Source organism: Streptomyces sp. WAC00040, assembly GCF_056835925.1.
On sequence record NZ_JAKQZE010000002.1, the window covers coordinates 631,307 to 645,598 of the forward strand.

16 protein-coding genes and 1 pseudogene are annotated in these 14,292 nt (G+C 71.9%); 6 read left to right on the forward strand and 11 right to left on the reverse strand.

Annotation, left to right across the window (positions count from 1 at the left end; translation table 11 throughout):
* Positions 1–2: 2 nt before the first annotated feature.
* Both MDN94_RS22215 and MDN94_RS22220 read right to left on the reverse strand, forming a co-directional pair.
* Positions 3–533: a toxin-antitoxin system, toxin component gene (locus tag MDN94_RS22215; protein ID WP_482728205.1), complete on the reverse strand. Its 531-nt coding sequence runs from the start codon at positions 531–533 to the stop codon at positions 3–5.
* 78 nt (positions 534–611) lie between these two features.
* Entirely contained in the window at positions 612–1,259 is a 648-nt protein-coding gene (locus tag MDN94_RS22220; RefSeq protein ID WP_482727634.1) for a helix-turn-helix domain-containing protein, read from the reverse strand.
* Between the two features lie 249 nt (positions 1,260–1,508).
* Here MDN94_RS22220 and MDN94_RS22225 point away from each other — a divergent pair, with 249 nt between their 5' ends.
* Together MDN94_RS22225 and MDN94_RS22230 are read left to right on the forward strand one after the other, a co-directional pair.
* The gene (locus MDN94_RS22225) at positions 1,509–2,588 is read left to right on the forward strand and encodes an MmyB family transcriptional regulator (RefSeq protein WP_482727635.1); all 1,080 of its coding nucleotides are present in this window, start codon (positions 1,509–1,511) and stop codon (positions 2,586–2,588) included.
* Positions 2,589–2,638: 50 nt separating this feature from the next.
* Positions 2,639–2,745: pseudogene (locus tag MDN94_RS22230) on the forward strand (mycothiol transferase); the annotation flags it as partial.
* 85 nt (positions 2,746–2,830) lie between these two features.
* Here the strand turns inward: MDN94_RS22230 and MDN94_RS22235 are convergent.
* The 3 genes from MDN94_RS22235 to MDN94_RS22245 all read right to left on the reverse strand — a co-directional run bounded on the left by MDN94_RS22235 (position 2,831) and on the right by MDN94_RS22245 (position 4,087).
* Positions 2,831–3,124: a hypothetical protein gene (locus MDN94_RS22235; protein WP_482727636.1), complete on the reverse strand. Its 294-nt coding sequence runs from the start codon at positions 3,122–3,124 to the stop codon at positions 2,831–2,833.
* Between the two features lie 61 nt (positions 3,125–3,185).
* Positions 3,186–3,593: a hypothetical protein gene (locus MDN94_RS22240; RefSeq protein ID WP_482728206.1), complete on the reverse strand. Its 408-nt coding sequence runs from the start codon at positions 3,591–3,593 to the stop codon at positions 3,186–3,188.
* A gap of 5 nt (positions 3,594–3,598) precedes the next feature.
* Entirely contained in the window at positions 3,599–4,087 is a 489-nt protein-coding gene (locus MDN94_RS22245; RefSeq protein ID WP_482727637.1) for an ATP-binding protein, read from the reverse strand.
* 126 nt (positions 4,088–4,213) lie between these two features.
* On the opposite strand from MDN94_RS22245, the gene MDN94_RS22250 reads away from it, so the two are divergent.
* Together MDN94_RS22250 and MDN94_RS22255 are read left to right on the forward strand one after the other, a co-directional pair.
* Complete coding sequence (locus tag MDN94_RS22250; protein WP_482727638.1) at positions 4,214–5,074, forward strand: helix-turn-helix domain-containing protein; 861 nt, start codon at positions 4,214–4,216, stop codon at positions 5,072–5,074.
* The gene (locus MDN94_RS22255; protein ID WP_482727639.1) at positions 5,075–5,311 is read left to right on the forward strand and encodes a DUF397 domain-containing protein; all 237 of its coding nucleotides are present in this window, start codon (positions 5,075–5,077) and stop codon (positions 5,309–5,311) included. It abuts the gene before it with no gap.
* 141 nt (positions 5,312–5,452) lie between these two features.
* Here MDN94_RS22255 and MDN94_RS22260 read toward each other — a convergent pair whose 3' ends face one another.
* Genes MDN94_RS22260 through MDN94_RS22270 form a run of 3 tightly spaced genes read right to left on the reverse strand, consistent with a single transcriptional unit; the run spans position 5,453 to position 9,344 of the window.
* The gene (locus tag MDN94_RS22260; protein WP_482727640.1) at positions 5,453–6,625 is read right to left on the reverse strand and encodes an anhydro-N-acetylmuramic acid kinase; all 1,173 of its coding nucleotides are present in this window, start codon (positions 6,623–6,625) and stop codon (positions 5,453–5,455) included.
* Positions 6,622–7,917 (reverse strand): MFS transporter, encoded by a 1,296-nt coding sequence (locus MDN94_RS22265; RefSeq protein WP_482727641.1) that lies wholly within the window; start codon positions 7,915–7,917, stop codon positions 6,622–6,624. Before MDN94_RS22265 ends, MDN94_RS22260 begins: the two co-directional genes overlap by 4 nt.
* Positions 7,914–9,344, reverse strand: a complete 1,431-nt coding sequence (locus MDN94_RS22270; protein WP_482727642.1) for a glycosyltransferase 87 family protein — start codon at positions 9,342–9,344, stop codon at positions 7,914–7,916. Before MDN94_RS22270 ends, MDN94_RS22265 begins: the two co-directional genes overlap by 4 nt.
* Positions 9,345–9,449: 105 nt before the next feature.
* Here MDN94_RS22270 and MDN94_RS22275 point away from each other — a divergent pair, with 105 nt between their 5' ends.
* Positions 9,450–10,604: a molybdopterin-dependent oxidoreductase gene (locus MDN94_RS22275; RefSeq protein ID WP_482727643.1), complete on the forward strand. Its 1,155-nt coding sequence runs from the start codon at positions 9,450–9,452 to the stop codon at positions 10,602–10,604.
* Positions 10,605–10,985: 381 nt separating this feature from the next.
* Here MDN94_RS22275 and MDN94_RS22280 read toward each other — a convergent pair whose 3' ends face one another.
* Complete coding sequence (locus MDN94_RS22280; RefSeq protein WP_482727644.1) at positions 10,986–11,612, reverse strand: NADPH-dependent FMN reductase; 627 nt, start codon at positions 11,610–11,612, stop codon at positions 10,986–10,988.
* A 146-nt stretch (positions 11,613–11,758) separates the two neighbouring features.
* On the opposite strand from MDN94_RS22280, the gene MDN94_RS22285 reads away from it, so the two are divergent.
* Positions 11,759–12,616 carry a helix-turn-helix domain-containing protein gene (locus tag MDN94_RS22285; RefSeq protein ID WP_482727645.1) on the forward strand — a complete coding sequence of 286 codons (858 nt, stop codon included), beginning with the start codon at positions 11,759–11,761 and terminating at the stop codon, positions 12,614–12,616.
* Between the two features lie 337 nt (positions 12,617–12,953).
* Here the strand turns inward: MDN94_RS22285 and melC2 are convergent, their stop codons facing one another.
* Both melC2 and melC1 read right to left on the reverse strand, forming a co-directional pair.
* Positions 12,954–13,781, reverse strand: coding sequence for a tyrosinase MelC2 (gene melC2, locus MDN94_RS22290; protein ID WP_482727646.1), 828 nt, complete (start codon positions 13,779–13,781; stop codon positions 12,954–12,956).
* 19 nt (positions 13,782–13,800) lie between these two features.
* On the reverse strand, positions 13,801–14,199 hold the full coding sequence (gene melC1 / locus MDN94_RS22295; RefSeq protein WP_482727647.1) for an apotyrosinase chaperone MelC1: 399 nt from the start codon (positions 14,197–14,199) through the stop codon (positions 13,801–13,803).
* Between the last annotated feature and the right edge of the window lie 93 nt (positions 14,200–14,292).

Below are 14,292 nucleotides of genomic sequence, written 5' to 3' on the forward strand. Positions count from 1 at the left end.
CCTCAGCCCTGTGGCCCGCGGTATCCCAGCGACGCCTCGATGCGGCCGGCCAGCCCGTCGCGGCGGACCGGACCCCTTCCGTTCGAACCGGCCAGCCAGGCACGGCACTTGCTGCCGAGCAGCAGGCCGAAGCTCTCGGCCTCGTTCTCCTCGGCCTGGTCGAAGCGGGTGCGGGCGGCGACCTTGAGAACGGTCGCCTGGAGGTCGGCCTCGTGGGACAGCAGCCGTGCGGCGACGGCGGCGCCCTCGACGTGGTGGCTGCAGTGCCCGGCCTTCATGTGCCACAGCTCGTGGCCGAGAATCACCAGCTGGTGGTCGGGAGCGGTGCGCTCCTCGATCACCACGAGGTCCTGCTCGGCCATGTCGAGCCACAGCCCGCTGGCGGTGCCCGGAGGGAAGGACGCCATGCGGTAACGCACGGGCCTGCCACGGTGTTTGCTCATGCCCCGGCACAGGGCGGAGTAGAGGTCCGCGGGTTCTGCCGGTGCGGGCAGATCGATTCCGCCGACCAGCTCGCCGCACAGCCGGCGCATCTCTTTGCCTATGCTCACCGCTCTCCCCTCCCCGTCAGAACCTGTTGAGACACGTACAAATCCAAGCCTGTCCGGAAATCAGGGCTCCGTGGGAGCGTCAGGCGCCGGCTTCACGCTCTCCAGAAGCATGTCGAGCCATTCGGTCACCTTGTCCCGGTGCTTGTCGGTGGGGAGTTGCGCCGCGCGCCAGGCGATGCCGCGTACACCGTGGTCCTGGAGCAGCCGCTCCAGCGGGTCGCCGTCGCCCGTGTAGTCGTGCAGCAGACTCTGCTCCGTGCGCTGGAGGGCGCTGTCGAGCGCGTCGGCGTCGTCGGCGGTCAGGAACCCGGCGTGCACCTTGAAGAAGCGCTGGATCGCGTCACAGTGCTCCATCGTCGGGCGGCGGTCGCCGTTGATGAGCGCACCCGCCTGCTGGCGCGACATCCCAGCGCCGTCGGCGATCTCCTGCTGGGTGTACCGGCGGCCGTTGGCCTTGAGCCGGGTACGTCGCAGCAGGTCGAAGCGTTGCAGGAAACGTGCCTGGAGGTCCGGTTCGCCGGCCGGCCGTCCGTCGAGGAGGGCCCGCACGACGTCGGCGGGAACCCCCGACGCCTCGGACAGCTTCTGGACGTCGAAGACCTCGCTGTGGCTCATTCCGAGCTTGTCCGCAAGTTCGGCGACCCGGGCAACCGATGCCGCCAGAGGGCCTGTGGCCGTCGGACCCGGAACCGAGAAGCCGTCTGTCACCAGTAGGTCTCCTAGATCACGCGAGGTAGCCCCGCATCCTATGGGGCTGCCGGAAGTTAACCCTATTCAGGTCACGGCAGCCAAGGTCTTGCCACAGCTGTGGCGCGAATTAAGCGCTCAGCGGCGTGGAATGCCACGATAGTTGACATCCCCTCGTTCGCGGTAGCAGGATCGCCACGCGGTGTGAAGATCCAAAGGGTGCTGTCGCAGCGGGACTTGCGGCCGGCTCCGAGAAGGGTGGCGTTCTCGATGACACATGAGGCGGGCGTCGAACGCCGGGGTGTCCAAGGACGCCTCAGGCCCGTCGGCGCCGCGCGGGCCACGGCCCGTACGAAGAGGCTCGGGGACGCCCTCAAGCGACGCCGTGAGGAACTGGGCCTGAGCCTGGAGGAGGTCGCGGCCCGCCTCGGCATCACCGCCTACACCTACGCCACCTGGGAACGCACCCCGGGCCGGCAGTGGCCCGAGGACACGCTCTGCGCCCTGATCGACGCCCTGGAACTCAACGACCAGCAGGGCGGGCGGCTGCTGCGCCTCGCCGTCGACCGTGACGTGCCGGTGCGGTACGACTCCTTCGGCGGGGAGACGCCCGTCAGGCCGTCAGGTCCGGTGCCGCCCTCACGTCCGGTGCGCCGCCCGGCGCCGTCCGGACCCGCCGCGCCGGTCCCGCCGCCGGTGCCCGTACGTCCGCCCGAGCCCAGGCCGCCGTCGCGGCAGGAGGAGCCGTCGGCCCCCGAGACGCAGGCCTATCTGCGGGACTACGCCACGATGATGGACGCGGTGCCGCTGCCTTCCGTGCTCTTCGACCGGCACTGGGACGTCGCCCACGCCAACCCCGCGTTCGATGCCCTCTTCCGTGACATCGGACCCCATCCGACCGCCATGCCGGACCGCAACTTCCTGCGGTTCGTGCTCTTCCACCCCGACGCGCGCACGGTGCTCGACGAGCACGAGACGAGCTGGTGCCTGCCGTTGATGGCGCAGTTGGCCGCGGCCCTCGACAAGCACGGCGACGACGATGCGCTTCAAGCCATTCGTGACGACATCGCGGACGACCCGATCATGGACGCCGCGTACCGGTGCGGGCTGCCGCACTGGATGAGCGCCGTGGGCGCGCTCGCGATCCACCACGACGGAGCCGTGCGCCCGGTGAACCATCCGGACCCGCGCTGGGGCCGCACCCAGTGCAGGATCATCGACGAGACGCCGACGACCCTGCGGGACAGGGAGTACACCCGGATGACGCTCGTCCTGAGGGAGAACCGGTCGAGCGCGGTGCCCGGCGTGCGCCGGGGCAAGACCCATCTGCGGGCCGTCTCCGGCGGCTGACCGGAGGCCGGAGCCTCTCCGGCCGGTGCCGGGCCTCCGCGCCCGGCACAGCTCCCGGCATCCGCTGGGCACTCACCCACATGATCGATGAGACGGGCCGTTACGCGCGCCACGCGGACGTCACCGCGAACTCATCGAAGGCTCGACCGGTCGCTGATGAACCGCCGGGCCGGCACGGTCGATCGGCCGGAGTCGGGTGGCGAAGCCGGTGAAGGCGTCCGGGAGGCGAACTCGTCCAGGCCTCAGCGCATCGCGGCGATCGCCCACTCCGCGACGAGCGCGACCGCCACGCCGATGCCCAGGACCAGGGTGGCCCACCGGGTGCGTCCGGCGCGGCTGAGGACCAGCGCGCTGCCGGAGAGGATCAGCGCGATGCCGTAGAAGCCCACGGTGAGTACCGAGTTGGTGCTGCCCAGCCGCAGCGCGAGCATGGCACCCACCGCGATCATGATGGCGGCCGACAGGGCTATCCGGACACGGCGGGCCTGGCGCGGTGTGAGGCCCTGCCGTTCGGGGCCCGTGTTCGCTTCCGACATGCACAGAAGCCTATCCCGGCGGATCGCCTGGCGGTCCGGCGGACCTCGCGGGTGCTCCGGCTCAGCCCCGTGCCGAGCCGGTCAGGCCGGCCGGCCAACGCGGCGTGGTGCCAGTGAGTTGACAGGTCATCAAGAACAGCGGGATGGGCGGCGTGTACGGGCTCGGGCCGTCCGGTCGGCAGATCAGCCGGGCGCCGCTGGCGGGCACCCGTGCCCCGCGGGCGTAGTGGGACGGCAGCGGCCAGATCAGGTCGAGGTCGGAGCCGGCGGGAACGATCCACCACCACCAGGCCCCGTCGGCGAACACGCAGCCGGTGCTCCGCATCCGGGCGAGCAGGCGGATTCCGTAGTGCGCGGGGACGCCGACCGCGTCGCACCCCAGCGTGGTGGGGAGCGCGGCGGGGACCTCGAGTCTGCTCAGGAGGTCGGCATCGTCGTGACGCACGCCCCGGGACAGGAGCGGCGCCAGGTTCCTCAGCACGGCCACTCCGACGCCGATGCCCCTTCCCTGGACACGGCACCGGATATGAAGGGCAGTTCGGCCCAGACGACGCGGCCCACTCCCGGCGCGGCGTCGTACGTGCCCCAGGCGCGGCTCACCGCCTCCACGAGCAGCAGTCCCCGCCCGCGCTCGCCCTGCGAGCCGTGGCAGACGCGCGGGCCGGTGGTGGCGGCGCCCTGGTCCTGCACCGTCACGCGCAACCGGCCCGCGCCGGCGAGGAGTTCGCAGCCGACCAGATGGCCGCCGGTGTGGACGATGGCGTTGGTGAACAGCTCGGAGAGCACGAGCAGGGCGGTGTCGCGGGCGTCTCCCTCGACGCCCCAGCTTCCCAATCGCGCGGAGACCAACTTTCTTGCCCGTGAGACCTGTTCGGCGCGCGCCGGCAATTCGAAGGCATACCGGGTGAGATCGGTCCCCGCAAGGGAGTCCAGGAGCTCGTTGGCGAGCGCGTCACGGTTCACACGACCACTCTCCCGCTGCAGCCATCACATTGGCAACCCCCACTATGAAAAATTCAGAGTGGGCATATTCATTGAATGGGTGCCATGGCACACTGCTCGCAAACAAGCACGTGGGGAGGTCTCGAAGTGAGTGAACCGCGGTCCGCCCCCACCGTGGGGCAGGTCGTTCTCGGCAAGCGTCTGCAGGATCTGCGGGAGCGCGCCGGCCTCAGACGCGAGGAAGCGGCCAAGGTCCTCCGCGTAGCCCCCGGCACCATCCGCAGGATGGAGACCGCCGAGGTCGCGCTGAAGATCCCGTACGTCCAACTGCTCCTCGGCGCCTACGGGATCGGCGACGAGGAGGCCCGCGGTTTCGTCGAGCTGGCCGAAGAGGCCAACAAGCCCGGCTGGTGGCAACGTTTCCACGACGTCCTGCCCAACTGGTTCAGCATGTACGTCAGCCTGGAGGGTGCCGCAAGCCTCATCCGTGCGTATGAACCGCACTTCGTGCCCGGTCTGCTCCAGACCGAGGACTACGCCAGGGCCATCATGATCGGCGGAGCCATCGGCCACACGGAGCCGGACGACGTCGAACGCCATGTGGCGCTGCGCATGGAGCGCCAGTCCCTGCTGACCCGCCCGGACGCCCCCAAGCTCTGGGTGATCATGGACGAGACGGTGCTGCGCAGACCCGTCGGCGGGCCCGGCGTGATGAAGGCCCAGATCGAGAAGCTGCTCGAGGGCGCACGGCTTCCGAACGTCACCTTGCAGATCGCCGAGTTCGCGGCCGGCCACCATCCCGGCACGTACGGACCCTTCGTCCTCTTCCGGTTCGCGGTGGCCGAGCTCCCGGACATGGTCTACAGCGAGTACCTGACCGGTGCCGTCTATCTCGACGCGCGCCCCGAGGTCGCCACACACCTCGAGGTCATGGACCGCATGGCGGCTCAGGCCGCGACAGTACAACGCACGAAGGAGATCCTCGACGATCTCCGCAAGGAGCTGTGAATGAAACGCATATACAACGGAATGCCGGCCGCCGAGCTGGGTGAGGAAGGCTGGCACAAGCCCTGGAGCGGCGGCAACGGCGGCAACTGCGTCGAGACCATGAAGCTGGCCGACGGCAGGGTCGCGGTGCGCCAGTCCGCCGACCCCGACGGACCGGCCCTGATCTACACCTCCGGCGAGATCGAGGCGTTCATCCAGGGAGCGAAGGCGGGCAAGGCGGATTTCCTGGTCGCCTGACCTGCTGCCGCGGGGGCAGCAGGCCGGCACGGCATCAGGAGTACGGGCACGGGAGCGGCGCTCCGGCGGCCCCGAACACGCTCGCCGAGGCCGTGGTGGTGCGGACCCACCGCACCACCACGGCCCACCGCACCACCACCCTCAACGGTCCATGACGACCAGGGAGTCGACCCGGCGCTCAGCCGGGACCGCGAATACCGGAACACGTCCGCCCGGGGTGATCGACCCGAGGACGCGCGCCCCTCGGGCACCCGTGCACGCAGGCACGGTGCCGGCCACGCCGTGCACCGTCAGGAAGCCGAGCACGGCGAAGGCGTACGCCTCCTTCGCGGCGGCCGGCACCCCCAGCTCATCGGAGGTGCGCAGCGGTGTTCCGGCCAGCTCGGCCCGCAGCGCAGCCATCAGCGCCGGGTTGTGCGTGCCGCCTCCCGACGCGACGACCTCGGTCGCGCCCAGCGGCCGCAGCGCGTCCGCCACGGTCCGCGCGGTCAGCCGCGTGAGCGTGGCGATCACGTCCTCGGGCGGCAACGGGCCCACGCCGCCCAGCGCTTCACGCACATGGCCCGTGTGGAACAGCTCCTTGCCGGTCGTCTTCGGCGGAGGCAGCCGGTAGTACGGCTCCGCCAGCAGTTGGTCAAGGAGCGGCTGATGGACCCGTCCCGCGGCAGCCAGCGCCCCGTCCATGTCGTAGCGGAGCCGTCCACCCGTCAGCTCCACCACCGCCGCGTCCACCAGGGCGTTCGCCGGCCCGGTGTCGAACGCGACCGGGTCCCCCGCACCGCCCGCCACGGTGACGTTCGCGATCCCTCCCAGATTGAGGGCTGCCGGCACGCCCGGCCGGGCGCGCAGCCACAGCAGATCCACCAGGCTGACCAGCGGGGCGCCCTGACCGCCCGCCGCCACGTCCCTCGGACGGAAGTCGGACACCACCGTGCAGTCCGTCGCCTCCGCGATCCACGCCGGCTGCCCCAGCTGGAGCGTGCCGTGGACCTGCCCGGCCTCCGCCCAGTGGTACACGGTCTGCCCGTGCGAGGCCACCAACTCCGCTCGCCCCGCGCACAGTTCATGGTCCGCGCGGACCGCCGCCGCGGCGAACGCCTGCCCGATGCGGGTGTCCAGCAGGCACACCCGCTCCAGCGAGGTCGCGGCGGGCGGCAGCGCTCCCGACAGCGCCGTGCGCAGCTCGTCGTCGTACGGCTCCCGGATCAGGCCGAGCGGGGACAGCTTCAGCGTGCCGTCCTCCAGGACGATGTCGGCGGCCGCGGCGTCGATCGCGTCGTACGACGTCCCTGACATCAGCCCGACGACCCTCACCGCAGCGCCCTGCGGTGATCGTCGCCGCGCAGCGTGAGGAGCGCGAACACGCTGACCGCGCAGGTGGCGGCCGCGTAATAGGCGGGGATGTCGACACTGCCCGTCCGTTTGATGAGCTCGGTGATGACGAGGCCCGCGCACCCCGAGAAGACCGCGTTGGACAGCGCGTACGCCAGGCCGAGTCCCGTACAGCGCACCGACGTCGGGAACATCTCCGCCAGCATCGCCGGCCCGGGGCCCGCGAGCAGGCCCACCACGGCGCCGGCTGCGAAGACCGCGGCGCCCTTGGCGGCCGCCGAAGCCCCCTCGTCCTGAAGGAGGTTCATCAGCGGCAGGGCCAGCAGCACCACCAGGGACGCACCTGTCAGCATCACCGGCCGCCGGCCGACCCGGTCGCTGAGCAGCCCCGCCGGGATGATCGACGCCGCGAAGCCCAGGTTCGCCAGGACCGTGGCGATCAGCGCCTCCCGGAACGACGCGTTCAGACCGAACTGCAGATACGACGGCAGCACCACCAGGAAGGTGTAACCCGCCGCCGCCCAGCCCATGATCCGGCCCGCGCCGAGCACGATCGCCCGCACGACCTCCCGGGGCGGCGGTGGCGCGACCGGCGCCGCCTCCGCCTCCCGGAAGCGCGGCGTCTCCTCGAGACGCAGCCGCAGCCACAGGGCGACCGCGCCGAGGGGAAGCGTCAGCAGGAACGGCAGCCGCCAGCCCCAGTCCTTCAGCGCCGCCTCCGACAGCACGGTCGCCAGCAGCGCCGCCGCCCCCGCGCCGCCGAGCAGGCCGAGCGCCACCGTGAACGACTGCCACGACCCGTACAGGCCGCGCCGGCCGGGCGGCGCGAACTCCGTCATCAACGACACGGCCCCGCCGAACTCGCCGCCCGCGGACAGTCCCTGGACGATGCGCAGCAGGGTGAGCAGCCACGGCGCCAGGGCGCCCATGGTGGCGTACGTCGGCAGCAGACCGATCAGGGTGGTGGCGAGCGTCATCAGGCCGATGACAAGGATCAGCGTCGGGCGGCGCCCGATCCGATCACCGATCCGGCCGAACAGCGCGGCCCCGACCGGGCGGAAGAAGAACGCGAGCGCGAACGACGCGTAGGTCTTCACCAGTGCCTCGACGTCGCTGCCGCCCTCGGGCGTGAAGAAGTTGGCGGCGATGATCGTGGCGAAGTAGCCGTAGACACCGAATTCGTACCACTCGACGAAATTGCCGACCGAACCGGCCAGCAGCGCACGGCCGGAGCGGACGGGCGAGGCTTCGGACCGTTCGGCGGAGGTGGTCATTCCTCCTTCCTGCCCACCGGGACAAACCCGGACTCCCGTCCTGCGGCCACCGCTGCGCCGACAGCACCCGCAGGCACGGCCCGGCGCCGCCGGACCAGCATCCCGGCCACCACCGCGGCGGCCGCGAGGGCGTACGCCGTCGTGCCCACCACCGAGCTGTCCCCGTCGAGGTGCACCGACACGTACTTGGCCGCTCCCGCTGCCGCGACGCCCAGCCACTCCCACCGGCCGTCCAACGCGACCAGCGCCACCAGGAGCAGCGCGTACCAGGAGTATCCCGGCGTCATCAGCAGGAACACCGTGCCCGTCACCGCCACGGCGCCGCTCCAGGGCCGTTGCGGGTCGCCGCGGCGCACGACGTGCACGACCACCGCCGCCGTCACCAGCAGCGCCGCGGGCAGAGCCCAGGCGTCGGGCAGCACCAGCCGCAGCAGCGCGTAGCGGTTGCGGGCCGACGGGTCGTCGTATCCCTCCTCCTCGGTGTAGCCGCCCAGGTAGCCGAGCACGGAGCCCTCCGACAGCAGCACGTGCGGCAGGTACGTCACCGCCACAACGGCCGCGGCCGGCACCAGCACGGCCGCCGCGTCCCGCCACCGCCGGACGCCGGACAGCGCACCCGGCAGCACCACCGCGGGCAGCAGCTTCGTCGCCACCGCCGCCCCGAGCAGCACACCGCCCTCGAAGCGCCCGCGCACCACCACCCACAGTCCCACCACCGCGAGCAGGACTCCCAGAACGTCGGCGTGCGCGTTGTTCACCGCCTCCACCGGGACCGCCGGACACCACGCCCAGAGTGCGGCCTGCCGCGGATCACCGCGACGGCGCAGCACCAGCACGAGCGCGACGGTCGTGCCGACCGTCAGGAGCGCACCGCCCGTCTGGAGGGCCTTGTGCCGGGCGTCCTCGGGCGACAGCGCGTGGACGACCAGGAAGTAGCCCTGCGCCACCGGCGGATAGATGGTGTGCTCCTGCGGTCTGTTGATCCGGGTGCAGTGTCGCTCGCCCGCGGGCCCGTCGATGCGCGACCGCTCCGGCAGCGCACAGTCCGCTCCGCGCGGGAACAGCCAGTCGTCGCGCAGCCCGGCGAGCGCCGGATCGGCGGGCGGACGGTCGTACGGCGACATCCCGGCCGCCTGCACCCTGCCGTCCCAGGCGTAGCGGTAGGAGTCGGTGCTCGTACGCGGCGGGGCGAGCAGGCCCGTCGCCGCGACCGCGACGCCACCCGCGACGACCAGTGCCACGGCGTGCCGCACGGGCGTCCTGCGCAAGGCGAGGACGGCCGCCGCGAACAGCAGCCAGCAGGCGGCGTACCACCGTGCGAGGCCGCCTGGATCGGTGACGTAGCCGTCCTTGAGGACCGTCGCCGCCAGCACGGCCGTCAGGCAGGCGACGAGGAGACAGGCGGTGAGCGTGCGCGTGTTGATCACGGTCACCAGCCTTCCAGCGTCAGCGGCCCGAACGGGGGAGACGCCTCCTGACGTCCGCGTTCCGTAAGGTGTCGGATCCCTCGCACCGGCCCCGGCGGAGGTCTCATGGAAGACATGAGGATCCGACCACCGATCACCCTCCGGCCGCCGGGCTTCACCGGCAGGCTGCACGACGCCCGCACGGCCACCTCCGTCGGCCGCCTGCTCGGCGTGGCGATCGCCGTGTGCTTCGTGACCGGGGTGATCAGCCATTACCTGCAACGCCCGCCGGACTGGCTCGCCGGCTCGCTGCCGAGCCGGCCGTACTGGGGTTACCGCCTCAACCAGGGCCTCCATGTCGCGAGCGGCATCGCGGCCGTCCCGCTCCTGCTCGTCAAGTTGTGGACTGTATATCCGAGGCTGTTCGTGCGGCCCGCGCTGCGCTCCCTGCGGCACGCCCTCGAACGGCTGTCGGTGGGCGTGCTGGTCGCCGCGGCCCTCTTCCAGCTCACCACGGGACTGCTGAACACCGCGCAGTGGTACCCGTGGCCGTTCTCCTTCGTGCCCGTCCACTTCGCGGTGGCCTGGCTGCTGGCGGGCGCCCTCGTCCTGCACACCGCCGTCAAATACCCGCAGATCAAAGGCCACTGGAGCCGGCGCTCGCCCGGAACGCTCGAACTGCCCGCCGCGGACGGACCGGACCGGCGCTCCCTCCTCACCGGCGTCGCCGCGGCCGTGGGGGCGGTCACCCTCACCACCGTCGGCCAGTCCCTCACCCCACTGCGGCGCCTGGATCTCCTCGCGCCCCGTCACCCCGACCACGGAGCGCAGGGCCTGCCCGTCAACCGCACCGCCGTCGCGGCCCACGTGAGCGTCCCGGATCTCACCGGCTGGCGGCTCACCGTCACCGGCCCCCGCCCGTACACGCTCACCCTCGACGAGCTGGCCGCACTGCCCCAGCACACTGTGACCCTGCCCATCGCCTGCGTAGAAGGCTGGAGCAAGTCGGCGCGCTGGACCGGCGTACGTGTCCGGGACCTGGTGGAGCGGGCCGGCGCACGACCCGGCACCGCGCTGAGGGTCGTATCGCTGGAGCGGCGCGGCGCCTACCGGGTGATGGAGATGGGCGGCGGATACACCGACGACCCGCTCACACTCCTCGCGCTGCGCCTGGGCGGCGAGGTCCTCTCCCTCGACCACGGCTTCCCCGCCCGGATCATCGCCCCCAACCGTCCCGGCGTGTGGCAGACCAAGTGGGTCGGCAGGATCGAGGTGCTGTGATGCGTATCGCGACAGGGGCAGCCGGCGTCGCCCTCATGGGCGTCGGCGTCTTCCTCCTCCTCAGTGGCGGGCAGGCAAAGGACGTCGCCCTCTGGCTGGCGGGAGCGGTCGTCCTCCACGACATCCTTCTCGCCCCGCTGGTGCTCGCCGCCGGGCTGCTCCTCGCACGGCTCCCCGGCCGGGGACCGCTGCGCGGGGCGCTCGTCACCGCCGGCTGCCTGACGCTGATCGCCCTGCCGGTCCTCTTCGCCCCCGGAACGCCGCACAACCCCTCGGTCCTTCCACTGGACTATCCGCGCAACTGGCTGCTGTCCCTTGCCGCTGTGGTCCTCGCCACCGCGGCGGTGGTACTCCTGCGGCGGCTGCGCGGCACGGCCGCCGTCAGGCGGCTCCGAACGGACGGTCACGGCGCGCGTCGTGGAGCACGGAGCCCCACCAGTCGAGCTGGTCGAGCATCGTCTTGGCCGCGGAGGTGGGGCCGTCGGGGTCGATGAGCGTGCCGTCGGGAGCGAACAGCTCGTAGTAGCGGGGGAACGAGACCATGTCGCGGACCGTGTGCGCGTGCAGCTCACCGAACACCTGGCGCAGCTGCTCGATCGCCAGCAGACCGCCGCTGCCGCCGCTGTAGCCGACGAAGCCGATCGGCTTCGCCTGCCACTCGGTGTAGTGCCAGTCGATCGCGGCCTTCAGGGACGCCGGGAAACTGCGGTTGTAGTCCGGTGTCACCACCACGATCGCGTCGGCCGCCGCGAGCCGCCGTGTCAGCGGGGCCATGTCCGCCGGCCGCTCCATGTCGGGCTGGAGCGCCGGCGGCAGGGGCGGCAGGTCCAGCGGCAGCGGTGTGTCCGCCAGATCCACCACCTCGACACCGAACCGGCCGTGCTGCCGGGCCTGCTCGGCGAACCACTCGGCGACCACGGGACCGAAGCGGCCCTGGCGGACGCTGCCGATGACCACCACCAGCTCGAGCTTCTTGGCGGACTTCTTCTCGACGTTGTTCTCGGACACGTATGTACTCCTCGAAGGACAGGGACGGCCCCCCTCGGGGCCGACGCGTCCCAACCTGCCGTCCCGGGCGGCACCGAGAAAGGCCGGGCCGAGACTGGTAGTGACAGGGCCACCGTCCCGACGCTCCGGGCTGTTACGTTCGAACGGTGAGCGACAACGAGTTGGGCCTGTTCCTGCGCACGCGCCGCGAGGCGGTCGCCCCCGCCGACGTGGGCCTGCCCGCCGGTCCCCGACGCCGTACTCCCGGCCTGCGCCGATCGGAGCTGGCGACGCTCGCCGGCGTGAGCGTCGAGTACGTGACCCGCCTGGAACAGGGCCGGGATCGGCGGCCCTCCCCGCCGGTGCTCTCCGCGCTCGCCGACGCGCTGCGGCTCTCGGCCGGCGAACGTATCCACCTCCACCGGCTCACCAAGTCCGCCGACGCCGGCTTCAACTGCATGGGCGGCGCGAGGCCGGCTCGTGACGTCCGCCCCACCGTGCGGGCCCTGCTCGAACGGCTCGAGCCCGCGCCCGCGGTGCTCGTCAACCGGCTGAGCGAACTGCTGGCCTGGACCGTAGGGTACGAGCGGCTGTTCGGCCCGCTCGGCATGCTCGACGGCACCCCGCCCAACGCGGCCCGCTTCGTCCTCACCGACGACCGGGCCCGCGCCGCCTACCCCGACTGGGAACACGTCGCCGACGAACAGGTCGCGTCGCTGAAACACGGGCCGTTCCGCGCGGACACGCACATCGCGGCCCTGGCGGACGAGTTGACCGTGACGGTCGGCACGGTCTTCACCGACCGGGTGGAACGACTGCCGGGGCTCCCGCGGGCGAACGGCGTCACGCGTTTGGTGCACCCGGAGGCGGGGGAACTGCGGCTCGCCTACGAGACGCTGGACCTGCCCGCGGACGACGACCAGCGCCTGCTGGTCCACGTGCCCGCGGACGCGGCGTCCGCGGCGGCGCTGGACGCGCTGACGGGGCGTCGGCCGGGGGCGCTGCGGGCGGTCCCGGGCGGCTGACGGTACCGCTGCGCGGGGTGAATCGGCCCGCGCCGTCGCCCGACACGCCGTACCGGATCGGGAGGGGAACGCACTGCGTCTCGGCGGAGGCCGCCGTCCGCCATCGCGTCGACGTCCTGCGCGCCGGGCTCCCGCCCGGCGCTGACGTTCCGGCGCCTCGGCCGACCGGTCCGGGGCGGCGGACCGGAACGACCGCGCCCGAGCCACGACACCCTGACCGAGCATCCCGCCCCCTGCCGCGGGCGTTGTTCTGCTGTCGCCGGTCAGCGCCCCTGGGAGGCGGGCGGGGCGACGGGCAGCCGGACCGCGCTGTATCCGGCCCGGCTCCTGGGCCGAGTTACGCGGCTCGGTCGTAGGTGTAGTGCGGGGTGTGGTCGAGCATGTCGGCCGGGGTGACATCGTTCCAGGGACGCATGGTGTCGTGGAGGTCGACGACGTTCGCGGTGCCTGTCTCGGGGAGATACGGGGAGTCGGGGTGCAGGGCCTGCCATTCGGTCCAGAGCTTGTCGATGAAGGCATGGTGCAGCCAGAACACCGGGTCGTTCGGTGAGACTCCGGTGGCCATATGGCCGCCGACCCAGACGTGCACGCGGTTGTGGAGGTTCACTCCACGCCAGCCTTCGAGGTGGTTGCGGAAGCCGTCGGAGGCGCTGTTCCAGGGCGGCATGTCATAGGTGCTCATCGCGAGGACGGTGTCGACCTCGGCGCGGGTGGGGAGTTGACGGCCGCCTGCGCCGAGCGCCCGGCGCAGGTAGCCGCGTCCGTCGACCCGTATGGAGATTCCCCAGCCGCCGGTGGCGGCGGCGAACGGCCCGTCCATCACCTGTCCGTCCCTGCTGCGGCCGCTGCCGCCGAGGAAGTCCGCCGCCCAGAGTGAGGCGGCGGGCGTGCGATCGGCGGTCCAGTCCCAGTACGGGAGGGCGACGGACGGGTCGACGGACTGGAGAGCCTGCTCGAATTCGATGAGGAAACGTCGGTGCCAGGGCAGGAAGGACGGGGACCGGTGGCCGACCCGGTCGCCGCTGTCGGTGTCACCCATGATGAAGGCGTTGTGGGTGGTGACGAACGAGTCGTAGCGGCCACCGCGCTTGAGTTCGAGGAGTGCGTCGACGAAGGCGCGCTTCTCGGTGCTGGTCAGGTCTGCCTGGTTCTTGCGTACGGTCATGGTGACTGGTGCTCCGGGCTCAGGAGAGGGCGAGGGGGACGAGGGCTGCGCCCTGAAGTTCCCGGACAGCGGCGCGAGCCGCGGCGCGCGGGGTGGAGAGCGGCTCGTAGTGGGTGATGACGCTGATCCATGTGCCGTCGGCGTTGCGCATGAGGTGCAGCTCCTCGCCGTCGACATGCACGGTCCAGCCGCCGCCATGGTGGTCGTGGTGGCCGCCGCCGTGGCTGGGTGCGCCCTGGATGCGGCGGCCCAGGTAGACCTCGTCGAAGGCACCGGATGCGTCGTGGGCGTGCGGCGTGGCCGGTGTCTTCGGTGCTCGGTCACGTGCGCTGCCGACGGCGGGCGCGGCGCCGATGACCGCGAGGCCGGCGGCGGCGCCGACGGCGCTGAGGGCCTGGCGGCGGGTGAATCGGGACATGGAGGGTCTCCCCAGGTGCAAGGTGTTTCGGGACTGCAGTGCGATCGACACCGCGGTCGCATGCCTACCTGGGTCCGGCCGGTGAGCCGAAAC